General features: G+C 71.4%; 24 protein-coding genes and 2 tRNA genes. 8 read left to right on the top strand and 18 right to left on the bottom strand.

Features of this window, described 5'->3' with window-relative positions; all coding sequences use genetic code 11:
- Nucleotides 1–35: 35 nt before the first annotated feature.
- The 4 genes from AB0O19_RS13355 to AB0O19_RS13370 form a co-directional block, all read right to left on the bottom strand.
- Nucleotides 36–1,172 (bottom strand): class E sortase, encoded by a 1,137-nt coding sequence (locus tag AB0O19_RS13355; RefSeq protein WP_363619393.1) that lies wholly within the window; start codon nucleotides 1,170–1,172, stop codon nucleotides 36–38.
- 5 nt (nucleotides 1,173–1,177) lie between these two features.
- Nucleotides 1,178–1,849: an aminodeoxychorismate/anthranilate synthase component II gene (locus AB0O19_RS13360; protein WP_063348449.1), complete on the bottom strand. Its 672-nt coding sequence runs from the start codon at nucleotides 1,847–1,849 to the stop codon at nucleotides 1,178–1,180.
- 63 nt (nucleotides 1,850–1,912) lie between these two features.
- Nucleotides 1,913–2,092 (bottom strand): hypothetical protein, encoded by a 180-nt coding sequence (locus tag AB0O19_RS13365; RefSeq protein ID WP_363587974.1) that lies wholly within the window; start codon nucleotides 2,090–2,092, stop codon nucleotides 1,913–1,915.
- 69 nt (nucleotides 2,093–2,161) lie between these two features.
- Nucleotides 2,162–2,920, bottom strand: a complete 759-nt coding sequence (locus tag AB0O19_RS13370; protein ID WP_363619517.1) for a DUF881 domain-containing protein — start codon at nucleotides 2,918–2,920, stop codon at nucleotides 2,162–2,164.
- A gap of 175 nt (nucleotides 2,921–3,095) precedes the next feature.
- Between AB0O19_RS13370 and crgA the strand changes: the two genes are divergently transcribed.
- Nucleotides 3,096–3,344, top strand: coding sequence for a cell division protein CrgA (gene crgA, locus AB0O19_RS13375; RefSeq protein ID WP_350876761.1), 249 nt, complete (start codon nucleotides 3,096–3,098; stop codon nucleotides 3,342–3,344).
- 334 nt (nucleotides 3,345–3,678) lie between these two features.
- Here crgA and AB0O19_RS13380 read toward each other — a convergent pair whose 3' ends face one another.
- Entirely contained in the window at nucleotides 3,679–4,524 is an 846-nt protein-coding gene (locus tag AB0O19_RS13380; protein ID WP_363619394.1) for a rhomboid family intramembrane serine protease, read from the bottom strand.
- A gap of 193 nt (nucleotides 4,525–4,717) precedes the next feature.
- Between AB0O19_RS13380 and AB0O19_RS13385 the strand changes: the two genes are divergently transcribed.
- Nucleotides 4,718–5,527, top strand: coding sequence for a DUF5324 family protein (locus AB0O19_RS13385; RefSeq protein ID WP_363619395.1), 810 nt, complete (start codon nucleotides 4,718–4,720; stop codon nucleotides 5,525–5,527).
- Between the two features lie 115 nt (nucleotides 5,528–5,642).
- Here the strand turns inward: AB0O19_RS13385 and AB0O19_RS13390 are convergent.
- The 13 genes from AB0O19_RS13390 to dnaA form a co-directional block, all read right to left on the bottom strand.
- Nucleotides 5,643–5,715 (bottom strand) — tRNA-Ala (locus tag AB0O19_RS13390).
- Nucleotides 5,716–5,925: 210 nt separating this feature from the next.
- On the bottom strand, nucleotides 5,926–6,054 hold the full coding sequence (locus tag AB0O19_RS13395) for a DLW-39 family protein (RefSeq protein ID WP_014137031.1): 129 nt from the start codon (nucleotides 6,052–6,054) through the stop codon (nucleotides 5,926–5,928).
- Nucleotides 6,055–6,300: 246 nt separating this feature from the next.
- The gene (locus AB0O19_RS13400) at nucleotides 6,301–6,666 is read right to left on the bottom strand and encodes a DUF6191 domain-containing protein (RefSeq protein WP_363619396.1); all 366 of its coding nucleotides are present in this window, start codon (nucleotides 6,664–6,666) and stop codon (nucleotides 6,301–6,303) included.
- A 120-nt stretch (nucleotides 6,667–6,786) separates the two neighbouring features.
- Nucleotides 6,787–6,863, bottom strand: a tRNA-Ile gene (locus tag AB0O19_RS13405).
- A 16-nt stretch (nucleotides 6,864–6,879) separates the two neighbouring features.
- Nucleotides 6,880–8,274, bottom strand: a complete 1,395-nt coding sequence (locus AB0O19_RS13410; RefSeq protein WP_363619397.1) for a cyclopropane-fatty-acyl-phospholipid synthase family protein — start codon at nucleotides 8,272–8,274, stop codon at nucleotides 6,880–6,882.
- A gap of 260 nt (nucleotides 8,275–8,534) precedes the next feature.
- Complete coding sequence (locus AB0O19_RS13415; RefSeq protein WP_363619398.1) at nucleotides 8,535–9,275, bottom strand: DUF3566 domain-containing protein; 741 nt, start codon at nucleotides 9,273–9,275, stop codon at nucleotides 8,535–8,537.
- 151 nt (nucleotides 9,276–9,426) lie between these two features.
- The gene (gene gyrA, locus AB0O19_RS13420) at nucleotides 9,427–11,964 is read right to left on the bottom strand and encodes a DNA gyrase subunit A (RefSeq protein ID WP_363619519.1); all 2,538 of its coding nucleotides are present in this window, start codon (nucleotides 11,962–11,964) and stop codon (nucleotides 9,427–9,429) included.
- A 133-nt stretch (nucleotides 11,965–12,097) separates the two neighbouring features.
- Nucleotides 12,098–14,113, bottom strand: coding sequence for a DNA topoisomerase (ATP-hydrolyzing) subunit B (gene gyrB / locus AB0O19_RS13425; protein ID WP_363579881.1), 2,016 nt, complete (start codon nucleotides 14,111–14,113; stop codon nucleotides 12,098–12,100).
- 268 nt (nucleotides 14,114–14,381) lie between these two features.
- Nucleotides 14,382–14,921, bottom strand: coding sequence for a DciA family protein (locus AB0O19_RS13430; protein WP_363579880.1), 540 nt, complete (start codon nucleotides 14,919–14,921; stop codon nucleotides 14,382–14,384).
- A 106-nt stretch (nucleotides 14,922–15,027) separates the two neighbouring features.
- Entirely contained in the window at nucleotides 15,028–16,161 is a 1,134-nt protein-coding gene (gene recF, locus AB0O19_RS13435; protein WP_363619399.1) for a DNA replication/repair protein RecF, read from the bottom strand.
- A 36-nt stretch (nucleotides 16,162–16,197) separates the two neighbouring features.
- Entirely contained in the window at nucleotides 16,198–17,073 is an 876-nt protein-coding gene (gnd, locus tag AB0O19_RS13440) for a phosphogluconate dehydrogenase (NAD(+)-dependent, decarboxylating) (protein ID WP_363368219.1), read from the bottom strand.
- A 182-nt stretch (nucleotides 17,074–17,255) separates the two neighbouring features.
- Nucleotides 17,256–18,386 (bottom strand): DNA polymerase III subunit beta, encoded by a 1,131-nt coding sequence (gene dnaN / locus AB0O19_RS13445; protein ID WP_363579877.1) that lies wholly within the window; start codon nucleotides 18,384–18,386, stop codon nucleotides 17,256–17,258.
- A gap of 963 nt (nucleotides 18,387–19,349) precedes the next feature.
- On the bottom strand, nucleotides 19,350–21,245 hold the full coding sequence (gene dnaA, locus AB0O19_RS13450) for a chromosomal replication initiator protein DnaA (RefSeq protein WP_363619400.1): 1,896 nt from the start codon (nucleotides 21,243–21,245) through the stop codon (nucleotides 19,350–19,352).
- A 471-nt stretch (nucleotides 21,246–21,716) separates the two neighbouring features.
- Between dnaA and rpmH the strand changes: the two genes are divergently transcribed.
- The 6 genes from rpmH (at nucleotide 21,717) to rsmG (ending at nucleotide 25,460) form a co-directional block, all read left to right on the top strand.
- On the top strand, nucleotides 21,717–21,854 hold the full coding sequence (gene rpmH / locus AB0O19_RS13455; protein ID WP_030392420.1) for a 50S ribosomal protein L34: 138 nt from the start codon (nucleotides 21,717–21,719) through the stop codon (nucleotides 21,852–21,854).
- A gap of 18 nt (nucleotides 21,855–21,872) precedes the next feature.
- Complete coding sequence (rnpA, locus tag AB0O19_RS13460) at nucleotides 21,873–22,301, top strand: ribonuclease P protein component (RefSeq protein WP_350876735.1); 429 nt, start codon at nucleotides 21,873–21,875, stop codon at nucleotides 22,299–22,301.
- Nucleotides 22,298–22,669, top strand: a complete 372-nt coding sequence (yidD, locus tag AB0O19_RS13465; RefSeq protein WP_063348465.1) for a membrane protein insertion efficiency factor YidD — start codon at nucleotides 22,298–22,300, stop codon at nucleotides 22,667–22,669. The genes rnpA and yidD overlap by 4 nt, the downstream gene beginning before the upstream one ends.
- A complete protein-coding gene (yidC, locus tag AB0O19_RS13470) occupies nucleotides 22,666–23,829 on the top strand; it encodes a membrane protein insertase YidC (protein WP_363579875.1) in 1,164 nt (387 codons plus the stop codon). The genes yidD and yidC overlap by 4 nt, the downstream gene beginning before the upstream one ends.
- Before the next feature lie 82 nt (nucleotides 23,830–23,911).
- Entirely contained in the window at nucleotides 23,912–24,442 is a 531-nt protein-coding gene (locus AB0O19_RS13475) for a R3H domain-containing nucleic acid-binding protein (protein WP_363579874.1), read from the top strand.
- A 178-nt stretch (nucleotides 24,443–24,620) separates the two neighbouring features.
- The gene (rsmG, locus tag AB0O19_RS13480; RefSeq protein WP_363579873.1) at nucleotides 24,621–25,460 is read left to right on the top strand and encodes a 16S rRNA (guanine(527)-N(7))-methyltransferase RsmG; all 840 of its coding nucleotides are present in this window, start codon (nucleotides 24,621–24,623) and stop codon (nucleotides 25,458–25,460) included.
- The last annotated feature ends 137 nt before the right edge of the window (nucleotides 25,461–25,597 follow it).

Raw genomic sequence — 25,597 nt, forward strand, 5'->3', positions numbered from 1 at the left:
CCGGTGCTCCCCCTTCGTGCCGGGTGCCCGGGCGGTCACCCGCCCGTGATCGCGGCCGGCTTGCCCTGGCTGCGCGGCCGTTCCTCGGTCATCTTGCCAAAGACGATGAGGCGGAACTTGGAGGTGAACTCCGGGGTGCAGGTGGTCAGCGTGATGTACCGGCCGGCGCCCGCGTAACCGGCGCCGTTGGGGACGGGCTTGATCACGCTCACGTTGTTGGGAGAGGTCTCCGGGATGCTGCTGGTGACCTCGTACGTGTAGTACGAGGTGGCGGTCTCCACCACGATCTTGTCGCCCTTGCCGAGCTGGTTGATGTACCGGAACGGCTCGCCGTGGGTGTTGCGGTGCGCGGCCAGCGCGAAGTTGCCCGCCTTGTCGGCCGGCATCCCGGTGCCGGTGTAGTGGCCGACCAGGCCCTTGTCGAGCACCGCCGGCTTGGAGGTGCCCTCGGCGATCGGGAACTTCAGCCCCAGCTTGGGCAGGTAGATGATGGCGAAGCCCTTGCCGGGCTCGAACGACTCCGGCTTGGCCGGGTCCGGAGCCGGCTGCCCGGGCTTCGGCGGCGCCAGGGCGGCGTCGAACTGCTGCTCCAGCCGGTTGCGGGCGCCGTCGGCGGCCGCGTCGGCCTGCACGTTGGTCCACCAGAGCTGGTACGAGACGAAGAGCAGCATCACCACGCCGAGCGTGATGCACAGCTCCCCGACGAGCCGCGCGGCCACCACGACCGCGGACTCCTTGGGCCGCGCCTTCGCCCCGGCGCCCCGGCCGTTCGCCCGGCGCCGACCGACGCCCGCGCGCACGGAGGTCCGGCCCTGGGCGGCCCTGCGGCGCTCGGCCCGGCCGCCGGTGGGCGGGGCCGGCTCCGCGGCCGGCCCGCCGATGTCGAGGGGCAGGCGCAGCTGGAGCGTCTGGTCGGGCAGCCAGGGGTACTCGGGGCCGGACGCGGCGGGCTGCTCGGCCTGCTCGTACACGCCCCAGGCGTCCTCTGCGGCGCCCTGTCCGGGCTGAGCCGGGTACGGCTGCTGGTACGCCGCCGCGTCACCGTGGTGCTGCCCGTCGCCGTACCGGCCGTCCCCGTACGGGCCGCCGCCGTACTGCGCGCCGCCGTACGGCCGTCCGTCGCCCGGGCCCGCCTCCGGCTGGTAACGCCCCTCCGGACGCAGCGCGGTCACGCCGCTCAGCCCCGGCCGATCACCGGGGCGAGCCCGGCCGACCGGTCCACGGCCTGCGGGTAGCCGCACTCCGCCAGCCAGTTGGCGAGCATCCGGTGCCCGCCCTCGGTGAGCACCGACTCGGGGTGGAACTGCACGCCCTCGACGGGCAGTTCGCGGTGCCGCAGGCCCATGATCACGCCGCTGTCGGTGCGCGCGGTGACCACCAGTTCGTCCGGCACGGTGGCCGGCTCGACCGCCAGCGAGTGGTACCGGGTGGCGGTCAGCGGCGAGGGCAGTCCCTCGAACACCCCGCCGTCCTCGTGCTCGACCGGCGAGGTCTTGCCGTGCAGCAGTTCCGGTGCCCGGTCGACCACCGCGCCGTACGCGACCGCGATCGACTGCAGGCCCAGGCAGACGCCGAACACCGGCAGCCCGATCCCCGCGCAGTGGTGCACCATCCCGATGCAGACCCCGGCCTCCTCCGGCGCCCCGGGCCCGGGGGAGAGCAGCACCCCGTCGAAACCCTGGTCGTCCTCGCCGCCGGACCGGCGGACGGCGTGCTCGACGGTCACCTCGTCGTTGCGCACCACCTCGCAGGTGGCACCGAGCTGGTACAGGTACTGGACCAGGTTGAAGACGAAGCTGTCGTAGTTGTCCACGACCAGGATGCGGGGCGCGGTCGGCTGGGTGGTCATTCTCGCGTGGTCTCCGTGGGATGCGGGGCGGGGTCGGCAGGGTGGAGGAGCAGGGCCGCCGGTTCAGCCGGCCGCGGCGCCTTCGCCGCCGTCCACTGTGACGTCACCGAAGGGGAGCAACGGTTCCGCCCACGGGAAGACGTAGGTGAAGAGGAGATAGACGATCCCCACGATGAGGAGCAGCGAGATGACGGCGCGGACCAGGGTGTTTCCCGGGAGGTGACGCCAGATCCAGCCGTACATGGTGCTCCCTCGACGTAGCGGACTGGGGTCAAGAGTAGACCCGGGATCAACGACCGCGGGGCCGGTCCGCTACTGCTGCCCGCCCGCCGACCGCAGCTCGGTGGTGCCGGAGTATCCGGGGAGGGTCAGATCACCGCTCTCCTGGACCTTCCAGCCGAGCCCGTACGCCTGGACGTACTGGAGGTAGTTGCGGATCGTCTGGTCGCCGTCGACAGCGGCCTTCAGCGCATCGGTGCGGCCGACCGCCCGGACCACGTACGGCGGCGAGTAGACCCGGCCCTGGAGCAGCAGGGTGTTGCCGACGCAGCGGACGGCGCTGGTGGAGATCAGCCGCTGGTCCATCACCTGCACGCCCTCGGCGCCGCCCCGCCACAGCGCGTTGACCACGGCCTGGATGTCCTGCTGGTGGATGACCAGGTCGTTGACGCCGGGCTCGGGGACGCCCGGGATGCGGGCGGTGGCGTTCGGCGGGGCGTCGTTGAGGGTGACGGTCAGGCCGCCGCCCTGCAGCGGCTCCAGGGCCGCGCCGAGCCGCAGGCCGTCCAGCCGGGCGGCGTCGGCGGGGTTCCCGCCCTGCTGCCCGGTGAGCTCCTGCGCGCGGGCCTGGAGGTCGGCCAGCTGGGCCTGGGCCTGCTGGTTCTGCGAGCTGCGCTGGCGTATCACGTCGCCGAGGCTGAGCAGCGAGTTGTCCGTCCGCAGGTCGGTGCCGCGGGCGGTCTGCGCGCTGATGTAGAAGAGCAGTCCGGCGAGCGCGAAGACCGCACAGGTCAGGGCACGCCCGACAATTCGGGTGCCGGAGCGGCGGGTACTGGTCGGCCGAGGGGGAATCGACAAATTAGGCACCGTACCCTTATCTCCTTAAGACCCACCGAGCCACTACGCTAACGGACGCCGGTGGCGCGTGCGGGAACGGTCCCGTGCGTTCCGCACCGCCCGTCACCGGCCGACCGACCCCCGCTGCACCTCTGCGCGGTCTCACAGCGCATCGACAGGAGAGCTCCTCGTGCCGAAGTCTCGACTCCGCAAGAAGTCCGACTACACCCCGCCGACCACGGCCGCGGTGAAGATCAGTTCGGGCCGCAGTTGGGTCGCACCGCTGATGCTGGCACTGTTCCTGATCGGCCTGGTCTGGATCGTCACCTATTACGTGACCAGCGGCAGCTACCCGGTCGAGAGCTGGCGGAACTGGAACATCCTGGTCGGTTTCGGCTTCATCGCCGCGGGGTTCGGCGTCTCCACCCAGTGGAAGTGACCTCCCGCTCCTCCTGAGGCTCCGGTCGAGCCACCTCCGCCGTTTCGGACCGCTGGTGCCGGGCGGCGGTCAGGCATGCCCGGACACGGGCGGGAAACCGGTCGGTTATCCCCATCATCAGACTCTCCTGCTTATCCACATGGTTATCCACACTGGGGAAAAGTCCCCCCAGCCTGTGGATAACTTTTCGACCGCGGGCTTTCCACAGCTGTGCACAACTTCCCGCGAATGGGAAAACCGCACAGCAGGACACGCGTAGAACAGCAGTCCACACCCCGGGCGGCACACAGCCTGTGCACAACCCCGCACCCGCTGTGGACAAACACCCGCGGCGTTACGCGCCGTAGCGGGCCATCCCGATCATCAGCATCGCCGCCACCACGGCCAGCGACCCCGTCAGCGCCAGCCCCTGGACCAGGCCGCGGCGCTCGCGCGGGGCGTACATCAGACCGGCCGCCGTCAGCGCGCCCACCACCAGGCCGCCGATGTGCGCCCGCCAGTCGATGTCCGTGCGCGAGAAGGTGACGACCAGGTTGAAGACCAGGAACGCCATCACCGGGGCGAGCGGGCCCCGGTTCCGCAGTTGCATCACCACCGTGGCACCGATCAGCCCGAAGATCGCGCCCGAGGCCCCGACCGACCGCAGCGAGTTGCCGTCGATCAGGAAGGCCAGGGTGCTGCCCCCCAGGCCGGAGAGCAGGTAGAGGGCCAGGAAGCGCAGCCGGCCGAGCGCCTCCTCCAGCGTGGGGCCCAGCCAGTACAGGACCAGCATGTTCATCCCGATGTGCCACCACTGCAGGTGCAGGAACACCGAGGTCAGCAGCCGGTACCACTGGGCGGGGCCGTCGGCGACGCCGTCCGGACCGCCCAGGACGGCCCGCCCGGCGCTGTACAGCTCCCAGACCTGGCCCAGCCGCGGTGTGAGCACGTAGGCGGCCAGCACGAAGACGACCACGTTGATGCCGATCAGCACCCTGGTGACCAGCCCGCCGTCCTGGGCGATCGCCCCGCCGAACCGGGTGGTCGCCCGCCGTGTCCCGGCGTGCCCGCCGCCGACGCACTCCGGGCACTGGAAGCCCACCGAGGCGGCCACCATGCACTGCGGGCAGATCGCCCGCTCGCAGCGGGTGCAGGAGACGCCGGTGGCCGTCTGCGGGTGCCGGTAGCAGCCGGTCAGCATGAGGTTCTTCCCCTCCCGTACGGGACGCCGAAATCGCCAGCCTACTGCGGCGGATCCGACATCGGGCCCGCTCCCCGGCTCCTTCCGCACCCCGCGTACGGCCCACTCCGACATGCCGGTGGACAAATCAGCATGCATGATCAGCATTCAGGTGGATATGTGCATAAAGGACGCCACCCAGGAGGAGAGACTCGTGACCTTTTCGGACTCGGCTCGTGAGACGGCCACCAAGACCCGGGACACCGCCGCGCACCTCGCGGACGGCGCCAAGCAGCGCCTCGGCCCGGCCCTGGACACCTTCGGGCCGAAAGCCGCCCAGGCCGCCCAGAGCCTCCGCGTCCAGTACGACCGGCACATCGCCCCGCAGTTCGGTCACGCCTTCGCCAGTCTGCCGCCCGAAGCCCAGCAGAACGCCCTGAAGGCCTTCCACCGCGCCCAGGAGGCCGCTCTGGCGGCCCGGCTCTCCGCCGCCCGCGCCGCCGACCAGGCCCGCTCCACGGTCGGTCCCAGGGTCGCCCAGGCCGTCGAGGAGGCCCGCGCCGCCGTCACCCCGGTCGCCCAGGAGGCCCAGACCCGGGGCGCGGCCGCGCTGACCGCGCTGCACGGCAACGTCACCTCGGCCGAGATCAGCCACCTCGCCGCCCGCAACGCCCGGAGGAAGCGGTGCAACGGCCTGGCCACCGGCCTCGCCGTGGCCGGTGCGCTGGCGATCGGCGGCGGGATCGTGGCCTGGCAGTGGTGGCGCCGGCACAGCAACCCGGAGTGGCTGGTCGAACCCCCGACCGACCGGGCCGAGCAACCCGCCGGGGCGCACGCCGCCGGCGCGACGGCCCCCGGGCCGGTCGACGCGGCCGGCGCCCCGCAGAGCGCCCCGGCCGCTCCCGCCGGGCCCCGGGCCGGGGACGCGGCCACCGAGCCCGCTCCGCCGCCCGGCCGGCCCGACAACGACGGCGACGGCGACGGCGACCACCCCAGGCCGCACGACCCGCGCGGGCCGCACTGACCCGTCGCCCGGCCTCAGGGCGTGTCGGACACGCCCTGAGGACGCGGAAACGCCGATCGGCCGCTGACCGGGATTCAGGTCAGCGGCCGATCGGCGTCACGACTGCGATGAGCTGTGGAGCATAGGAGATTCGAACTCCTGACATCTGCCTTGCAAAGGCAGCGCTCTACCAACTGAGCTAATGCCCCTCGACGGCACCGCGGGTGCCGACGGGCACTAGCGTACCGGGTTCCGGCGCCGTTCCCGGCGCCCTCCCCCCGGGCCGACCGGACCTGCCGCCGAGGCGGCGTCCGGGCGGTGCCTGGGATCCGGCCGATCCGGTCGGGTGACCGGGCCGGCCGGCCCTGGAGGCGCGGTGAAGCGCCTCCGAAGATCGTTGATCGTCGGATCGTCCGGGCTCAGCGACCGGCCGGAACCGGGTCGGTGGCCTCGGTCCACAGGTCCTGCTCGGCGCGGTCCGCCTGGACCTGACGGTAGACAAAGAAGCCGCCGAGGGCGACCAGGGCGACCAGGAGAAGCTTCTTCACCGCGGGACCTCGTCCTTCTTGCGTTGGCGGACTCAAGAGCCGGTGCTCCGGCCGGACTGACCGGGCCGACGAGTCCAGATGTGTTTCGATCGCGAACGGGCTGCCGGGTGCCAGACTGCCCTTGCGGCCGATGATACACACCAGTGTCCCAATCGTGACCAGCCACCGCTGCGGCCAACCCGGCGGTCCGGGCCGAGGATTGACGCCGCACCTCCTGCCGTACGGCCGACCCTCCCCGGCCGGGCCCTACGGCGTGCCCGGCGGGGCGCTGGACGGGCGGTCGGACGGGCGGTCGGACGGGCGATTCGACGGCGTCACCACCACGGCCTTCCCGCCCGCCAGGTCGACCTTCGTCCGGGGCGGCGCCCCCTCGCCCTCCTCGTCGCGCAGCATCAGGGTCGTGCCGCGTTCGTCCAGCTCGTGCTGCTTGCCGGCGGCGAACTGCGCGTGCAGCTGCTCGAAGCCGGTGGCCGAGATCTGCCCCTCCCGGCCGGTCCCCCGCCACGGCACCCAGCGTGACCGGCGCGCCCGCAGCGCGAGCTGGTCGACCACCGCGAGCACCACCAGGGCGCAGACCAGTCCGGGAATGCTCATCGCCCAGAAGACCGCCATGTCGTCACCATCCCTCCACACGTTCCCTCCCCGGAGAACAGCCCGGCGGGACGCGCGGTTCCCGCAACGGCGGGGGAAACGCCGAAGGGCCCGGAGTGAATCACTCCGGGCCCTTCGCGGTGGTGGGCCTAACAGGACTTGAACCTGTGGCCTCTTCCTTATCAGGGAAGCGCTCTAACCGTCTGAGCTATAGGCCCTTGCCGCACTGAAAGATTAGCGGACCGATGGCCGATCTCCCAAATCCGGGCCGACGGGGTTCCCGGCGGGCACCCCGCCGACCAGCGGCGGCGCTCCGGCGGCCGGGCGCAGCAGCCATTCCTCGCGGGTCGCCGGGAGGCCGGCCGAGCCCTGCTCGGTGCTGCGGACGGCGAGGATCTGGTTGATCCCGATCCGGTTCTCCTCGAAGGCGAGCGCGCTGGCGGCCATGTACAGCCGCCAGACCCGGGCCCGGCCGCGGCCGACCAGCCGGACCGCCTCGCTCCAGTGCGCCTCCAGGTTGGCCACCCATTCGCGCAGGGTCAGCCCGTAGTGCTCGCGCAGCGACTCGACGTCCCGGACCTCGAAGCCGGCCTCCTCCAGCCGGGCCACGGTGGAACCGACGGGGGAGAGCTCGCCGTCGGGGAAGACGTAGCGGTCGATGAAGGGGCTGGTGCGGTGCGGCTCACCGGGGCGGTCGGGGCGGCGGGCGATCTGGTGGTTGAGCAGCCGGCCGCCGGGCACCAGCAGCCGGTGCAGGCCCTCGGCGTAGACCCGGTACTGCTCGGAGCCGACGTGCTCGGCCATCCCGACGCTGGAGATCGCGTCGAACGGGCCGTCGACGATCTCCCGGTAGTCCTGGAGCCGGACCTCCACCCGCCCGGCCAGGCCGGCCTCCTCGACCCGCCGGCGGGCCAGCGCGACCTGCTCCCGCGAGATGGAGACGCCGACCGCGGTGACGCCGTAGTGCTCGGCCGCGTGCAGCAGCAGCGAGCCCCAGCCGCAGCCGACGTCCAGCAGGCGCATCCCGGGCCGGAGGCCGAGCTTGCGGCAGATCAGGTCGAGCTTGGCCTCCTGGGCGGCCTCCAGGCTCTTGGCCTCCGGGGTCCAGTAGGCGCACGAGTAGACCATGGAGGAGCCCAGGACGAGCCCGTAGAAGTCGTTTCCGACGTCGTAGTGGTGGCTGATGGCCGCGCGGTCCCGGCTGCGGCTGTGCAGCCGCCCGCGGGCCCTGCGGACCTCCTCCTGGGGCGGCGTGGGCTCGGGGCCGAGCGCCCCGGCCCGCAGCGCGGCCGCGAGGACGCGGCGCCCGCCGGCGCCGAGCACGTCCCGCGGGCCGAGGTCGAGGCGGCGGATCTCCGGCCGCTCGACGAACCGGGCGACGGCCGAGAGCACCTCGTAGAGGTCGGTGCCGGGGGCGATCTCCAGGTCCCCCGCGACGTACGCCCGGGCCAGGCCCAGCTCGCCCGGCTGCCAGAGCAGGCGGCGCAGGGCCCGCCGGTTGCGCAGGACGACCGTGGGGGCTCCCGGCGGCCCGGCGACGCTGCCGTCCCAGGCCTGGACCCGCAGCGGTACCGGAACCCCCAACAGCCCGTCCAGGGCCTCGACCAGTTGACCTGCGAGCTTCGCCACCGCGCGCCTCCGTCCAGCCGTCCTGCGGAACGTCCCCTGACCCGGTCGGGCGGACCGGGGGCGGCCTGCGGCACTCCCAGGCGTGGACCGGGCGCCACCCAGCTAATCCCACCGCGGCCGGCCCGCTCCCGGGCGGCACGCCGCGGGCGGCCGGCTGTCACCCGAAATGCCGACGGGCCCCGCAGGCTGCAACAGCCTGCGGGGCCCGTCCATTCCGTCCGTGGACGGCGAACTGACCAGGGGTCAGGATCCGGCCGGGGTCAGTCCTCCTCGGCCAGGGTCAGCTCGACGCCGCCGGTGAAGCCGGCCGCCGCGTTGTAGATGAACGCCGAGAGCGTGGACAGCGCCGTCAGCAGGACGACGTCGACCACGGCGATCAGCGAGGTGAAGGTCATCACCTTGCCGAAGCCCACGTAGTCCATCAGGTTGAGGCCGCCGGCGCTGTCCGAGCCGGTGACGTCCTTGAGGGTCTTGGTCAGCGAGTCGAAGACGCCGAGCGAGTCCAGCGTCATCCACAGCACCGCCGCGGCCACGATGATGATGATCCCGACGGCCAGCGACAGCAGGAAGCTGACCTTCATCACCGACCACGGGTCGACCTTGGTCACCCGCAGCCGGGCCTTGCGGGTCCGGCCGAGGCCGACACCGGCGGCCGCCGGTGGGGCGGCCGGGGCCGGCCGGCGCGCCGCGCCCGGGACGGGCGTGCCGCCGGGCGGGGTGTTGCCGCTGGTCCGGGTCCCCCGGGCCGGGGTCGGCTGCCCCTTGGCATAGGTGGTCGGCTGCGAGAATCCGCTCGCGCCCGGCGCCGGGGCCCCCGGCGGCGGGGGCGTCTGTCCGCCGTAGGTCGCGCCGCCCTGTCCCGCTCCGCCGACCGGTGGCATCAGCGAGGTGGACGCGGCCGAGTGCTCGGCCGGCGGCTGCGGCGCGCCGTACCCACCCCCGCCCTGCGCGCCCGGACGGCCGCCGGAGGGTCCTCCCGCAGCACCCGTGGCTCCACTCACCTGGTCCTCCCGCACTTCCCACCAGGACGGCGGCACCGCCCTGCTTCGTCACTCGTCATCCAGCGCCCGGCGGGATTGCCCGGAACTGGTGGGCGGCCGGTGCCGCCACGCCCCTCTATCAGGACGCGACGGCACCGGCCCGTGGTTCGGTTCAGACCTCGGCGTCGCCGCCGGCCGTCGTCTCCGCACCCTCAGCCGTTTCGGTGGAAGCGGTGTCCGCGACCTCGTCCTCCACCGTCTCCTCGTCCTCGGCTTCCGCGTTGCGGGCCATGCCCACGACCGCGTCGCGCTTACCGAGGTTGATCAGTTGGACGCCCATGGTGTCACGTCCGGTTTCACGAACTTCGGAAACCCTTGTGCGGATCACCCCACCCGACAGGGTGATCGCCATGATCTCGTCGGTGTCGTCGACCACGAGCGCGCCGACCAGCGAGCCCCGGCCCTCGACGATCTTCGCCGCCTTGGTGCCGTAGCCGCCACGCCCCTGGACACGGTACTCGTCCACGGCCGTGCGCTTGGCGTACCCGCCGTCGGTGGCGGTGAACACGTACGTTCCCGGGCGGACGACGTTCATCGAGAGCATTTCGTCGTCCTCGCGGAAGGCCATGCCCTTGACGCCGGAGGTGGCGCGGCCGGTGGGCCGCAGCGCGTCGTCGGTCGCGGTGAAGCGGATCGACTGGGCCTTCTTGGAGACCAGCAGCAGGTCGTCCTCGGCGGAGACCAGTTCGGCGCCGATCAGCTCGTCGTCCTGGCCCTCCTCGTCCTGGCGCAGGTTGATCGCGATCAGGCCGCCGGAGCGCGGGGAGTCGTAGTCCTTCAGCGCGGACTTCTTCACCAGGCCGGCCCGGGTGGCGAGGACCAGGTAGGGCTTGTCCTCGTAGGTGCGCACGGCCATCACCTGGGCGATGTGCTCCTCCGGCTGGAAGGCCAGCAGGTTGGCCACGTGCTGGCCGCGGGCGTCGCGCCCGGCGTCCGGGAGCTCGTAGCCCTTGGCGCGGTAGACCCGGCCCTTGTTGGTGAAGAACAGGATCCAGTTGTGCGTCGTCGTCACGAAGAAGTGGTCGACGATGTCGTCCTGCTTGAGCTGCGCTCCGCGCACGCCCTTGCCGCCGCGCTTCTGCGAGCGGTAGAGGTCGGAGCGGGTCCGCTTGACGTAGCCGCCACGGGTGATCGTGACGACGATGTCCTCCTCGGCGATGAGGTCCTCGATCGAGAGGTCGCCGTCGGACGGGATGAGGGTGGAGCGCCGCTCGTCGCCGTACTTCTCGACGATCGCGGTGAGCTCCTCGGAGATGATCTCCCGCTGGCGGGTCGGCGAGGCCAGGATCGCGTTGTACTCGTCGATCTTGCGCTGCAGCTCGTCGTGCTCGTCCATGATCCGCTGGCGCTCCAGGGCGGCCAGGCGGCGCAGCTGCATCTCCAGGATGGCGTTGGCCTGGAGCTCGTCGATGGAGAGCAGCCCCATCAGGCCGGTGCGGGCCGCGTCGGCGCTCGCCGAGGCCCGGATCAGCGCGATGACCTCGTCGATCATGTCCAGGGCGCGCAGCAGGGCGCGCAGGATGTGGGCGCGCTCCTCGGCCTTGCGCAGCCGGAAGGTGGTGCGCCGGACGATGACCTCGACCTGGTGGTTGACCCAGTGCCGGATGAAGGCGTCCAGCGACAGCGTGCGCGGCACGCCGTCGACCAGGGCCAGCATGTTGGCGCCGAAGTTGGTCTGCAGCTCGGTGTGCTTGTAGAGGTTGTTCAGCACGACCTTGGCGACGGCGTCGCGCTTGAGCACGACCACCAGGCGGGTGCCGGTGCGGGAGGAGGACTCGTCGCGGACGTCGGCGATGCCGGCGACCCTGCCGTCCTTGACCAGGTCGGCGATCTTCAGCGCGAGGTTGTCCGGGTTGACCTGGTACGGCAGCTCGGTGATCACCAGGCACTGGCGGCCCTGGATCTCCTCGACCTCGACCACGGCGCGCATGGTGATCGAGCCGCGGCCGGTGCGGTAGGCGTCGTCGATCCCGCGGTGGCCGACGATCAGCGCGCCGGTGGGGAAGTCGGGGCCCTTGATCCGCTCGATCAGGGCTTCGAGCAGCTCCTCGTTGGAGGCGTCCGGGTGCTCCAGCGCCCAGAGCGCGCCGGAGGCGACCTCGCGCAGGTTGTGCGGCGGGATGTTGGTGGCCATGCCGACCGCGATGCCGGTGGCACCGTTGACCAGCAGGTTGGGGATGCGTGCCGGCAGGACGGTCGGCTCCTGCGAGCGGCCGTCGTAGTTGGCCGCGAAGTCGACGGTGCCCTCGTCGATGTCGCGCATCATCTCCATGGCGAGCGGCATCATCTTGCACTCGGTGTAGCGCATGGCCGCGGCCGGGTCGTTGCCCGGGGAGCCGAAGTTGCCGTTGCCGTCCACCAGCGGCATCCTCAGCGACCACGGCTGGGCCAGGCGGACGACGGTGTCGTAGATGGAGGTGTCGCCGTGCGGGTGGTAGTTGCCCATGACGTCGCCGACGACGCGGGCGCACTTGTAGTAGCCCTTCTCGGGGCGGTACCCGCCGTCGTACATCGCGTAGAGCACGCGCCGGTGCACCGGCTTGAGCCCGTCGCGGACCTCGGGGAGCGCCCGGCTGACGATCACGCTCATCGCGTAGTCGAGGTACGAGCGCTGCATCTCGGTCTCGAGCTCGACCGGCTCGATCCGCATGGTCACCTGGGCGGTGGCCTCGGCGGCTGTGGAGGTCTCGGGCTGTTCGCCTTCGGGACGGTTGTCGTCGACCACTGGTGGTCAGTTTCCTTTCACGCGGACTGGTACGTGCTTCGCTGCCGGTCGGGCGGCGTCACACGTCCAGGAAGCGGACGTCCTTGGCGTTGCGCTGGATGAAGGAGCGGCGTGCCTCGACGTCCTCGCCCATCAGCACGGAGAACAGCTCGTCGGCGCGGGCGGCGTCCTCCAGGGTGACCTGGAGGAGCAGCCGGTGCTCGGCGTCCATGGTGGTGACCCGGAGCTCCTCGGCGTTCATCTCGCCGAGACCCTTGAAGCGCTGGATCGCGTCGTCCTTGGGGAGCCGGCGCCCGGCCTCGACCCCGGCCGCGATCAGCGCGTCGCGCTCGCGGTCGGAGTAGGCGTACTCGAAGTCGTCCTTGCCCCACTTGATCTTGTACAGCGGCGGCATGGCGAGGTAGACGTACCCGGACTCGACCAGCGGCCGCATGAAGCGGAACAGCAGGGTGAGCAGCAGGGTGCGGATGTGCTGACCGTCGACGTCGGCGTCCGCCATCAGGACGATCTTGTGATAGCGGAGCTTGGACTCGTCGTAGTCCTCCTGGATGCCGCAGCCGAAGGCCGAGATCAGCGCCTGGACCTCGGTGTTCTGCAGCACCTTGTCGATCCGGGCCTTCTCGACGTTCAGGATCTTGCCGCGGATCGGCAGGATGGCCTGGGTGCGCGGGTCGCGGCCCTGCTTGGCCGAGCCGCCGGCGGAGTCACCCTCGACGATGAAGATCTCGCACTCGGCCGGGTCCTTGGACTGGCAGTCGGAGAGCTTGCCCGGCAGCGAGGCGGACTCCAGCAGGCCCTTGCGGCGGGTGAGGTCGCGGGCCTTGCGGGCGGCGACGCGCGCGGTGGCGGCCTGGATGGACTTGCGGATGATGTCCGAGGCCTCGTTGGGGTTGCGGTCCAACCAGTCGTTGAGGTGCTCGTGGACGACCTTCTGGACGAAGGTCTTCGCCTCGGTGTTGCCGAGCTTGTCCTTGGTCTGGCCCTCGAACTGCGGCTCGCCGAGCTTGACCGAGATGATCGCGGTCAGACCCTCGCGGATGTCCTCGCCGGAGAGGTTGTCGTCCTTCTCCCGGAGCAGCTTCTTGTCCCGCGCGTAGCGGTTGACCAGGCCGGTCAGCGCCGCGCGGAAGCCCTCCTCGTGGGTACCGCCGCCGTGCGTGTGGATGGTGTTGGCGAAGCTGTAGACCCCCTCGGTGTAGGAGGAGTTCCACTGCATCGCGATCTCCACCGAGATCGCCCTGTCCTTGTCCTCCGCCTCGAAGTCGATCACCGAGGGGTGGATCACCTCGCCCTTGCGGGAGTTGAGGTGGGCGACGAAGTCGGCGATGCCGCCGTCGTACTTGTACGTGACGGTGAGCGGCTTGCCCTCCTCGTCCACGTGCTCGGGGCGCTCGTCGGTGAGCGAGATGGAGAGGCCCTTGTTGAGGAAGGCCATCTCCTGGAAGCGCCGGGACAGCGTCTCGAAGGAGTAGACCGTGGTCTCGAAGATCTCCGGGTCGGCCCAGAAGGTGACGGTCGTGCCGGTCTGCTCGGAGCCCTCGTGCGTGGCCAGCGGAGCGGTCGGCGCACCGGCCTTGTAGTCCTGGGTGAAGCGCGAGCCGTCGCGGTGGATCTCCACCGACAGGCGGGTGGACAGCGCGTTCACGACCGAGACGCCGACACCGTGCAGACCGCCGGAGACGGCGTAGCCGCCGCCGCCGAACTTGCCGCCGGCGTGCAGGACGGTGAGCACGACCTCGACGGCCGGCTTCTCCTGGCCGGGGACGATGTCCACCGGGATGCCGCGGCCGTTGTCGACGCAGCGGATGGCGCCGTCGGCCATGATCGTGACGTCGATGGTGTCGGCGTACCCCGCCATCGCCTCGTCGACGGAGTTGTCCACCACTTCCTGCACCAGGTGGTGCAGGCCGCGCTCGCCGGTGGAGCCGATGTACATGCCGGGGCGCTTGCGGACGGCGTCGAGGCCTTCCAGCACCTGGATGTTGCTACCGGTGTAGGAAGCCTGGTCGGTCTGGTCTGGGATCTGGCTGGGGTTGCCGGAATCGGCCACGAAGCGCCCTCTCTGGCACAGCACGGGCCGCATTCCCGCCCCGTGTGGGCGGGCGTGCGACCACGGCGTTTCGACTCGGTTGCCACTAGCAACAGTGTTTGGCTCTCAGTCTACCGGTACGACTGACAGAGATGGGCGTTTGGCAGCCCTTGAAGGCAGATATGCCGCCCTGAATCCCCTCTGGACATGTCCCGATACTCGCCCCGGGGGCCCAGAGCGCCTGGAAGGGCTGTCAGGGATTCCGGAAGATCGCGGTCCGCTCCGCGCCCCCGGCGACGGGCCGGCAACCCGGTCAGCCCCAGGTGTCGCCCGGCCCCTTGCTCCCCGGGGCGCGCAGCCGGCCGTAGCCGCGGGCGGGCGCCGCCGGGCCGAGCACCTTGATGGTGCGGACCGTGCCGTGGCCCAGCTCGTGGTTCAGACGGGCTACCAACTGTCTTGCCAGCCACCGCAGTTGGGTGGCCCACGCGGTGGAGTCGCACTGCACGGTGAGCACCGCGGCGGTGTCGTCGTAGGAGGAGGGGTGGCAGTGCGCGGCGATGTCCGGGCCGACGATCTGGGGCCAACGGCCCATCACCCCGCCGACCGCGGCCGAGGACTCCCAGCCCCGTTCGGTCAGCAGCCGGTTCAGCGCCGCCCCCAGCGGGACCGGGTCGCGGCCGTCCGACCGGGCTCCGCTGCGCAGGCCGTGCCGCTTCGCCTCGCGCTTCTCCCGGACCTGCTCGCCGCGCTGCCGCGCCTGGGCCCGGGCCGCCCGCAGCGCGGAGCGGGCGAGGTCGGCGCCGGTCGGCGCCGGGTCGCCCGGCCGGGGGGAGTGCTCCGCCGGCTCGCTCACGGCGATCTCCTTTCCCCAGCCTGTGGACAACGGTCGCGGACGCGCGCCGGTGAGCCGTCCAGCCTACGGGAGTGCCCGGACGGCGATTGCGAAGGTGCGGGGGGAGTCAGGCGTCGATCCGGCGGACGGCGCCGTCGGCGACCGCGAACCGGGCGCCGGCCAGCGCCTTCGGCACGTCCTCGGCGACCGCCGCGGTGACCAGCACCTGCTCGCCGCCGGCCACCAGTTCGGCCAGCCGGTCCCGGCGGGCCGCGTCCAGCTCGGCGAACACGTCGTCCAGGATCAGCACCGGCTCGCCGCCGTCGGCGCGCAGCAGCTCGTACGAGGCCAGCCGCAGCGCCAGCGCGAACGACCAGGACTCGCCGTGGCTCGCGTAGCCCTTGGCGGGCAGCGGGCCGAGGCTGAGCACCAGCTCGTCGCGGTGCGGGCCGACCAGGGTGATGCCGCGGTCCACCTCCTGCTTGCGGACCGCCTGCAGCGCGTTCAGCAGCTGCTCCTCGGCCTGCTCGCGGCTGGTCGGCAGCCCGCCCTCGAAGGAGCTGCGGTACTCCAGGACGGTGTCGCCGCCGCCCGGGGCCAGCTGCCCGTACGCGGCCGCCACCAACGGCTGGAGGGAAGCCACCAGCTGGATCCGGAACGCCGTCAACTCGGCTCCTGCCCTTGCCAGATGGCCGTCCCAGACCTCCAGGGTGGAGAGGTCGGCGCCCTTGCCGCCACCGGCCCGGCGGGCCATCGCGGCGGTCTTCAGCAGGGCGTTGCGCTGTTTGAGGACCCGCTCGTAGTCCTGCCGGACCCCTGCCAGCCGGGGGGCCCGGGCGGTCAGCAGCTCGTCCAGGAAACGGCGGCGCTCACCCGGGTCGCCCTTGACCAGGCTGAGGTCCTCGGGGGCGAACAGGACGGTCCGCAGCAGGCCCAGAACGTCGCGCGGGCGGACGTTGTCGGAGCGGTTGATCCGGGCCCGGTTGGCCTTGCCCGGGGTCAGCTCCAGCTCGACCAGGGTGGTGCGGCCGCGGTCCACCACCGAGGTGCGGACCACCGCCCGCTCGGCGCCCAGCCGGATCAGCGGGGCGTCGGTGGCGACCCGGTGGCTGCCCAGCGTGGCGACGTAGCCGATCGCCTCGACCAGGTTGGTCTTGCCCTGGCCGTTGGGCCCGACGAAGGCCGTCACGCCCGGGTCGAGGGGAACCTCGACCCGGGCGTACGACCGGAAGTCGGCGAGCGACAGGTGCGCGACGTGCATGGCTGTGGACTGCGCTCGCCTTCTGGGGGGTGCGGGTTACTTGGACTCGACCGCGTGGCCGCCGAACTGGTTGCGCAGCGCGGCGATCATCTTCATCTGCGGCGAGTCGTCCTGGCGGGAGGCGAAGCGGGCGAACAGCGAGGCGGTGATCGCCGGCAGCGGCACCGCGTGGTCGATCGCGGCCTCGACGGTCCAGCGGCCCTCACCGGAGTCGGCGGCCCAGCCGCGCAGCTTCGCCAGGTGCTCGTCGTCGTCCAGCGCGCGGACGGCCAGGTCCAGCAGCCAGGAGCGGATGACGGTGCCCTCCTGCCAGCTGCGGAAGACCTCGCGCACGTCGGTGACCTCGGGGGCGGCCTCCAGCAGCTCCCAGCCCTCGGCGAACGCCTGCATCATCGCGTACTCGATGCCGTTGTGGACCATCTTGGCGAAGTGGCCGGCGCCCACGGCACCCGCGTGCACCGAGCCGAAGTCGCCCTCGGGCTTGAGCGAGTCGAACACCGGCTGGACGCGGGCCACGTGCTCGGCGTCGCCGCCGTACATCAGGGCGTAGCCGTTCTCCAGGCCCCAGACGCCGCCGGAGACGCCGCAGTCGACGAAGCCGATGCCCTTGGCGGCCAGCGCCTCGGCGTGCTTGATGTCGTCGGTCCAGCGGGAGTTGCCGCCGTCGACCACCACGTCGCCGGGGGAGAGCAGCTCGGCGAGTTCGTCGACGGTCGCCTGGGTGGCGGCGCCGGCCGGGACCATCACCCAGATCACCCGCGGGCCCTGCAGCTTGGAGACGAGCTCCTGGAGGCTCTCGACGTCGGAGATGTCCGGGTTGCGGTCGTAGCCGATGACGGTGTGGCCGGCGCGGCGGATCCGCTCGCGCATGTTGCCGCCCATCTTGCCGAGACCGATGAGGCCGAGCTCCATGACCAAGTCCTTACCTGTGGTGACGTGCCTGCCGGCGGCGCCGTTGCCGCACGCCCCGAGCCTACGCGCTGCGGCGGTGGCGGCTCCCTGTGGTCGGGCCGACCGGGGGAGGACGCCCACAGGCTGTGCACAGCCGGTGTGCACAGCCTGTGGGTGACGGCCTGCGGGCAGCGGCCGCGAGGTCAGCCGGAGAGGCGGACCGGCATGATCAGGTACTGGTACGCCTTGTCCTCCTCGGCGTCCACCGAGGCCTTGCCGCTGAGCAGCGCGGGCTTGGTCGGCGTGGTGAAGCTCAGCTGGGCGTAGGCGGAGTCGATGGCCTTGAGGCCCTCCTCCAGGTAGCCCGGGTTGAAGGCGATCGAAATGTCGTCGCCCTCCAGGTCGGCGTCGATCCGCTCGGTGGCCTGGGCGTCGTCGCCCGAGCCCGCCTCCAGGGTCAGCACGCCCTGCTCGAAGCTGAGCCGGACCGGGGTGTTGCGCTCGGCGACCAGCGAGACGCGCTTGAGCGCCTCCAGGAAGGGCTGGGTCTGGATCGCGGCGACGGCGCTGAACTCCGTCGGGAACAGGCTGCGGAACTTGGGGAACTCGCCCTCCAGCAGCCGCGTGGTCGTCCGGCGGCCGGCGCCCTCGAAGCCGATCAGGCCCTCGCCCGCGCCGCCCGAGGAGAGCGCGATCGAGACGTTGTCGCCGCTGCCCAGGGACTTGGCGATGTCCTGCAGCGTCTTGGCGGGCACCAGGGCGACGGCCGAGATGTCCGACTGCTCGGGCTTCCACAGCAGGTCGCGGACCGCGAAGCGGTAGCGGTCGGTGGCGGCCAGGGTGATCCGGTCGCCCTCGATCTCGACCCGGACACCGGTGAGCACCGGGAGGGTGTCGTCGCGGCCGGCGGCCACCGCGGCCTGGCTGACCGCGGAGGCGAACACGTCGCCCGAGACGGTGCCCGTGGCGGTCGGCATCTGGGGCAGCGCCGGGTACTCGTCCACCGGGAGGGTGGGGAGGGTGAATCGGGAACTGCCGCAGACCACGCTGACCCGCTGGCCGTCGGTGGAGATCTCCACCGGCCGGTTCGGCAGGTTGCGCGAGATGTCGTTCAGCAGCCGACCGGAGACCAGGACGGTGCCGGCCTCCTCGATGTCGGCCTCCAGCTCGACCCGGGCCGAGACCTCGTAGTCGAAGCCGGACAGTGCCAGGCTGCCGTCCTGTGCCGTCAGCAGCAGGCCGGCCAGCACCGGCACCGGCGGCCGTGCCGGGAGGCTGCGGGCAGCCCAGGCCACCGCCTCCGCGAGGACGTCACGCTCCACCCGGAACTTCACCGGTAACCGCCTCCTGGATCGAGCGCTCCCGCTCGCACTCTGGTTCGTCTGATCTTGATCGTCGGTCGGGCTGTCCACCGAGCTGTGCCACTCCGCTTCCAGTCGCCGAGGACAGTCTGACGTACTCCGCCGACAGACGGGGCAGACGGGCGGAAGCAAGCCGAACAGATGTCGGGGCGCGGTTGTCCACAGATTCGGGGCCCACCCACTTTCAAGCGAGTCGATGGGTCTAAATGTGTAGTGGTAGTAGTAGGGCCTGTGGAAACCGTGGATAACCCCGTTTCCCCAGGTCAGACCCACTTTTTTGTCCACAGCGGGTGTGGACGGCGGCTGTGGACGAACACGCGGTGCTGTGGACAGCGGAGCGTTACCCACAGGGCACGCTGGGTATCCACAGGTTATCCCCAGGGCTGTCCCCAGATCCGGGCCCGGTTATCCACGGGCGCCGGTCAACTTTACGTGACGCCTTTCACACCAGGGCATGAACGCCGCCCCACGCTTGTCGAACTGTGGATCATGCTGTGGACAACCTGGGGATAACCGCCCCTCCCCTGGGGACAACCGGTGGACAACCCGGATGGCCCATTGGCGGCCCCTCAATTGTCCACACCCTGTGGATAACGGTTGTGCACAAGTCCACAGGCACCTGACCTGCGCGGAAGAGCGTAGCGGCGACACGCCTGTGGACGGATTCTGGATAACTTCGGACGCCCCGGCCTGTGGACTACGGGGAAGGCGCCCACCCTGTGGACAACTGCCCTGCGCGGCCCCGGTTTTCGAATCACCGGTCAGATGTTCGGCGCGGGCTGTGGACTGGCGCAACGTCCGTCGACGGCATCTCTGCCCAGCCGGCGCCCGAGGCACACCTGCGGACATGAGAAAAGGGCGTCAGGATCGCTCCTGACGCCCTTTCCGGCCACCTCGGCGCCGGACCCGGCCCCGGCCCCGCCACCGGCCCTGCGGCTAGCTCTTGATGCGGTTGGTCAGCTCGGTGACCTGGTTGTAGATCGACCGGCGCTCGGCCATCAGCGAGCGGATCTTGCGGTCCGCGTGCATCACCGTGGTGTGGTCGCGGCCGCCGAACTGCGCGCCGATCTTCGGCAGCGAGAGGTCGGTCAGCTCCCGGCAGAGGTACATGGCGATCTGACGGGCCGTCACCAGGACGCGGCTGCGCGAGGATCCGCAGAGGTCGTCCACACCCAGCCCGAAGTACGCGGCGGTCTGCTGCATGATGACCTGCGCGGTGATCTCCGGCCCGGCGTCCTCGTCCCCGCCCGGGATCAGGTCCTTGAGGACGATCCCGGCCAACTCCAGGTCCACCGGCGCCCGGTTGAGGTTGGCGAAGGCGGTGACCCGGATCAGGGCGCCCTCCAACTCCCGGATGTTGCGGGTGATCCGGGACGCGATGAACTCCAACACGTCGGCCGGGGCGTTGAGTTGCTCCTGGATCGCCTTCTTGCGCAGGATCGCGATCCGGGTCTCCAGCTCCGGCGGGGTGACGTCGGTGATCAGGCCCCACTCGAAGCGGTTGCGCAGCCGGTCCTCCAGCGTGGTCAGCAGCTTGGGCGGCCGGTCCGAGGAGAGGACGATCTGCTTGTTCGCGTTGTGCAGGGTGTTGAAGGTGTGGAAGAACTCCTCCTGCGTGGACTCCTTGCTCGCGAGGAACTGGATGTCGTCCACGAGCAGGATGTCCATGTCCCGGTAGCGCCGGCGGAAGGTGTCCGCCTTGCCGTCCCGGATCGAGTTGATGAACTCGTTGGTGAACTCCTCCGAGGACACGTAGCGCACCCGGGTGCCCGGGAAGAGGCTGCGCGAGTAGTGCCCGATGGCGTGCAGCAGGTGGGTCTTGCCCAGCCCGGACTCGCCGTAGATGAAGAGCGGGTTGTACGCCTTGGCCGGGGCCTCGGCGACCGCCACCGCCGCCGCGTGCGCGAAGCGGTTGCTGGCGCCGATGACGAAGGTGTCGAAGAGGTACTTGGGGTTCAGCCGGGCGGCCGGCTCGTCCTTGCGGGAGCCGCCGGCCGGCGGGGCGCCGGGCGGGGCGGGCACGCCGGGGACGGCCGGGCGTTCGGTGGCGCGCTCCGGCGCGTTCTTGTCCGCGGGACGGCCGCCGGCCGGGCGTGAGCCGGGGGCGCGGCGGCCGGCGCCGGCGCGGGGCTGCTCGTTCGGGCCGGGGCCGTAGGCGCCGCCGAACAGGTCGCCCTGGGTGGTCGCGGGCGGGCCGGGCATCGGGCGCGGCGCCGGCCGGGACGGCTCGTCGGCGTCGCGGTAGCCGGGGGGCTGCTCCTGGTAGCCGCCGCCCTGCTCGGGGTAGCCGCCCTGCTCCTGGTACCCGTTCTGGTCGGGGTAGCCGCCGCCCTGCTCCGGGTAGCCGCCCTGCTCGGGGTAGCCGGGCCAGGCCGGGCCGGCCGCCGGGCCGCCGTACGGCGCGGGGCGCTGCTCGTAGCCGCCGGTGTCGTAGCGGGGCCGGTCGTAGTCCTGCTCGTACGGCTGCTGGTAGTCCTGGCCGCCGTAGCCGCCGGCATCCTCCCCGGTCGGGCCGGGGTACGGCTCGGCCGGGGCCTGGGCGGCGGGTGCGGGGGTGGTCGGGACGGCGTTGGCGTCGACCATCACGGCGATCCGCACCGGACGGCTGAGCTCGCGGCTGAGGGCCTCGGTGAGCTGCGGCAGCAGCCGGCCCTCCAGCACCTGCTTGGCCCGCTCGTTGGGGGTCGCCAGCAGGGCGGTGTCGTGCATCATCCACATCGGCTGGGTGCGCTGCACCCACTGCTTGTCCATCTCCCCGACGTCCGGGTCGCTGACCAGCCGCTCGACGACTCTCGCCCAGACCGGGACGAGGTCGCTGTTGACATCAGCCACTGGTGCACGCTTTCTCGGTTCCCCGCGGCTCCAGCAGGGGGTGGTGGATCAGGAGACTGTGGATCGGCGGGTCCGTCTCCGGCGGACCGACCCCACGAGGAAGAACTCGAAGAACAAACCAGACAAGTCCTGCAACGGTAGTCAGCGAACAGAGCCGGATCAAGTCGTTGTCCACAGGCTGTGGGCGAAGGGGACTCCGGGCGCCCTCCGGGGGGCCGCTCGAAAAAGCTGGTTTGACCCTCGTGCCCCGTCCCGCGTACCGTAACCAGGTCGAGTTGTCGATGGCCGCTGCCGCATGTCCGCGGGTCCACCCGCTCCATAAGGCGCGCAGCACGGGCGCCGTGGATTGCCCTGAACCCCAGCCGAACTGGGGCGATGGGTCGGATTTCCGAATCAGGGGAGATCACGCGGACGCACGGTGACGGCCAAGCGATCCCCCGTCATCCTACGATTCACCTCAGGAGCCCCCGAGTGAGCAAGCGCACCTTCCAGCCGAACAACCGTCGTCGCGCGAAGACCCACGGCTTCCGGCTGCGTATGCGTACCCGCGCCGGCCGCGCCATCCTGGCTGCCCGCCGTGGCAAGGGCCGCACCAGCCTGTCCGCCTGATCCACGACAGAGTCTGTTGTGCTGCCCTCCGAGAATCGGCTGCGGCGGCGCCAGGACTTCGCGACCGCGGTGAAACGCGGTCGCCGGGCCGGCCGGCCCCTTCTGGTCGTCCATCTCAGCAGAGAAGGCGACCCCAAGGGGCAGACCGACCGGACCAGCGACTCCCGCCCGCACGTCGCCGAGGGGACTCCTTCGGCGCGTGCGGGTTTCGTCGTGAGCAAGGCCGTCGGCCCGGCGGTCGTTCGCAACCTGGTCAAGCGCCGGTTGCGGCACCTCGTTCGTGATCGTCTGTCCAGGCTGCCCGCCGGTAGCCTGATAGTGGTGCGTGCGCTGCCCCAGGCCGCGACCGCCTCGTACCAGGACCTCGAACGTGACCTGGACGCGGCGCTGAAACGGTTGCTGAAGGTGGAGTCCGCCACGACGGCGCCGACGGGAGCAGGACGATGAAGTTCCTGCTGATGGGTCTGATCAGGGTCTACCAGTGGACCATCAGCCCACTGCTCGGTCCGGTCTGCCGCTACTACCCCTCCTGCTCGCACTACGGCTACGAGGCCGTGAAGGTGCACGGGGCGGTCAAGGGCGGCGGACTGACCGTGTGGCGCATCCTGCGCTGCAATCCGTGGACGCCCGGCGGGGTCGATCACGTTCCGCCGCGTAAGCATCCGGTGTGGCACCGGCGGCTGCGAGACTGGCTGAGCAGCCGGTCCGCCACCGGACAGCCGGTGACCACGACCCCCGCCGGTCCGGACCCCGAGGGCCCGGCGACCATTGGCCCCGAGGGGCCAATCCACATGTCCAAGGAGCCTGACCGGTGACCTTCTCCTTCCTGAATCCCCTGTACACAGCGGTGTCCTGGATCATCGTCCAGTTCCACTCGCTGTACAGCAACATCTTCGACCCGGACGGTGGCTGGGCCTGGGGTCTGGCCATCGCCTCGATGGTGGTCGTCATCCGGATCTGCCTGATCCCGCTCTTCGTGAAGCAGATCAAGGCGACCCGGGCCATGCAGGCGATCCAGCCGAAGATGAAGGCCATCCAGGAGCGCTACAAGAACGACAAGCAGCGCCAGTCCGAAGAGATGATGAAGCTGTACAAGGAGGCGGGTACCAACCCGTTCTCCAGCTGCCTTCCCATCATCGTGCAGGCGCCGTTCTTCACCGCCCTCTACGGCGTGCTCGCCAAGGTCGCCAAGAGCGAGCCGATCGGCGTCATCCACGGCGACCTGCTGCTGAGCGCCGGCAAGGCGCACATCTTCGGTGCCCCGCTCTCCGCGACCTTCGTCAGCAGCCACGAGACCAGCGTCAAGATCGTCACCGCGGTGATGATCATCATGATGTCGCTGTCGCAGTTCATCACCCAGCGCCAGCTGATGACCAAGAACGTCGACCTCACGGTCAAGACGCCGTTCATGCAGCAGCAGAAGATGCTGATGTACGTCTTCCCGGTGATGTTCGCCGTGATGGGCATCAACTTCCCCGTCGGTGTCCTGGTCTACTGGCTGACCACCAACGTCTGGTCGATGGGCCAGCAGCTGATCGTCATCCACAACAACCCGACCCCGGGCAGCAAGGCGTGGGACGAGCGGCAGGTCCGCCTGAAGAAGGCCGGCCGGCTGAACCCGGACGGTTCGGAGATCAAGGGCGCGCTCTGGGGCCTGCTGCCCCCGTCCAAGTCGACCCTCGACGCCGCCTCGGCGGCGGCCGCCGTGGTCGAGGAGTCGGCGCAGGCACGCCGCCAGCAGCCCCGCAAGCAGACCAAGGCGCAGCGCCAGCAGAGCGGTGCCGGTCAGCAGACCGCCGACCTGACCAAGGACACCGAGGCCCCGGCCGAGGAGCCCGCCGACACCGTCCCGGCCGACTCCGGTGCCAAGCCGGCGGCCGCCCAGCAGGGCCCGGCCAAGCCCGGCGCGGCCAAGCCGGGCACCGCTCGGCAGCAGCCCAAGCGTGGCGGCCAGCGGCCGAAGAAGAAGTCCTGACCGGCCCTGGACCCGTTGTGACAGCGCGCAGAGCTTCGTTCCCGGCCCACCAATCTGGGCCCATCTCCGAAGGAGTCCATCAGTGACGGAAGGCACCACCTCCGCCGTCGAGGCCGAGGCCGCCGCCAGCACCGACGAGATCGTCATCGCCCGACTGGAGCAGGAGGGCGACATCGCGGCGGACTACCTGGAGGGTCTGCTCGACATCGCCGACCTCGACGGTGACATCGACATGGACGTCGAGGGCGACCGCGCCCTGGTCTCCATCGTCGGTGAGGGCAACGACCGCGCGCTGCAGCGCCTGGTCGGCCAGGACGGCGAGGTGCTGGAGGCGCTGCAGGAGCTGACCCGGTTGGCTGTCCACCGGGAGACCGGGGAACGCAGCCGCCTCATGCTGGACATTGCCGGCTTCCGGGCCCGCAAGCGCTCCGAGCTGGCCGCGCTCGGTGCCGAGGCCGCCGAGCAGGCGAAGAGCAGCGGCGAGCAGGTCAAGCTGCGGCCGATGACGCCCTTCGAGCGCAAGGTCGTCCACGACGCGGTCGCGGCCGCCGGTCTGCGCAGCGAGTCGGAGGGCGAGGAGCCCGAGCGGTGCGTGGTCGTGCTGCCGGTCTGAGGCCGGCGGTACGACGACCGGCCGCCGAGGCGGCCGGTGGGCTTCACCGGACGCGACCCCGTCCGCCTCGTGCGGGCGGGGTCGTCGTCCCTTCGCGGGGCGTGGGCCCGGCGCGAGATGTTTCACGTGAAACTGTGCGGAGAGCGGGTCGGTGGATCCGGGGATCGGAGAGGTCGAGATGGACACGGAGAACGCGGCCGCTGGCCGGCCGGGGGCGGACGACGTGAATCCGGCCGCTGCGGGGCCGGCCGCCGAGGCGGTCGAGGCGACCGAGGTGCCCGAGCTGGCCGAGGCCCCGGCCGTCGCCCGGGAGGTCTTCGGTGATCGTTTCGACGCCGCGGTCCGCTACACCGAGCTGCTGGCCACCGCGGGCGTGCGGCGCGGGCTGATCGGGCCGCGCGAGGTGCCCCGGCTCTGGGACCGGCACGTCCTCAACTGCGCGGTGCTCGCCGAGCTGCTGCCGGCCGGCTCCACCCTGTGCGACGTCGGCTCCGGCGCCGGCCTGCCGGGCATCCCGGTGGCGCTGGCCCGTCCGGACGTCTCGGTGACACTGCTGGAGCCGCTGCTGCGGCGGACCACCTTCCTGGAGGAGGTCGTCCGGGAGCTGGGGCTGGAGAACGTCACGGTGCTGCGCGGCCGCGCCGAGGAGATGGTCGGCAAGCTCGCGGTGGACGTGGTGACCGCCCGGGCGGTGGCGCCGCTGGACCGGCTGGCCGGCTGGGGGATGCCGCTGCTCCGTCCGCACGGGCAGATGCTGGCGCTCAAGGGCGACAGCGCCGAGCAGGAGCTGGCCGACTCGCGGGCCGGGCTGACCAAGCTGGGCGCGGTCGAGTGGAGCGTGATCTCGGTCGGCGAGGGCACCCTGGAGACCTCGACCCGGGTGGTCCAGGTCAAGGCGGGGGAGAGCCCCGGCGGGGTGAAGGCCGCGACCCGGCGGGCGAAGGCGGCCCGGGCCGGACGGAACGCGGGCGCCCGGACCGGCGAGCGCAGCCGGGGCGGGCGGCGCCGCAGCCGCTGAGGCGGGTGACGCCGGACAGGCTCGACGACGGGCGGGTGGTTCCTCCTGAGGGGGGAGCCGCCCGCCCGTCGGCGTTCCGGTGGCCGTCGGGGTGACGGCCGGTCGACGGGAGGACACCGGTGTGTCGCAACGTCAGA

The sequence above is a fragment of the Kitasatospora sp. NPDC091276 genome (genome assembly GCF_040684355.1).
In the GTDB taxonomy this organism is placed as follows: domain Bacteria; phylum Actinomycetota; class Actinomycetes; order Streptomycetales; family Streptomycetaceae; genus Kitasatospora.

Excerpts from the sequence above, each read along its gene's own strand:
- AB0O19_RS13400 (WP_363619396.1), bottom strand. The coding sequence starts at position 6,666 with ATGGCGGTCTTCTGGGCGATGAGCATTCCCGGACTGGTCTGCGCCCTG.
- yidD (WP_063348465.1), top strand. The coding sequence starts at position 22,298 with ATGAAGTTCCTGCTGATGGGTCTGATCAGGGTCTACCAGTGGACCATC.
- rsmG (WP_363579873.1), top strand. The coding sequence starts at position 24,621 with ATGGACACGGAGAACGCGGCCGCTGGCCGGCCGGGGGCGGACGACGTG.
- AB0O19_RS13360 (WP_063348449.1), bottom strand. The coding sequence starts at position 1,849 with ATGACCACCCAGCCGACCGCGCCCCGCATCCTGGTCGTGGACAACTAC.
- gnd (WP_363368219.1), bottom strand. The coding sequence starts at position 17,073 with ATGGAGCTCGGCCTCATCGGTCTCGGCAAGATGGGCGGCAACATGCGC.
- gyrA (WP_363619519.1), bottom strand. The coding sequence starts at position 11,964 with ATGCGGATCGAGCCGGTCGAGCTCGAGACCGAGATGCAGCGCTCGTAC.
- AB0O19_RS13380 (WP_363619394.1), bottom strand. The coding sequence starts at position 4,524 with ATGCTGACCGGCTGCTACCGGCACCCGCAGACGGCCACCGGCGTCTCC.
- recF (WP_363619399.1), bottom strand. The coding sequence starts at position 16,161 with ATGCACGTCGCGCACCTGTCGCTCGCCGACTTCCGGTCGTACGCCCGG.
- AB0O19_RS13365 (WP_363587974.1), bottom strand. The coding sequence starts at position 2,092 with ATGTACGGCTGGATCTGGCGTCACCTCCCGGGAAACACCCTGGTCCGC.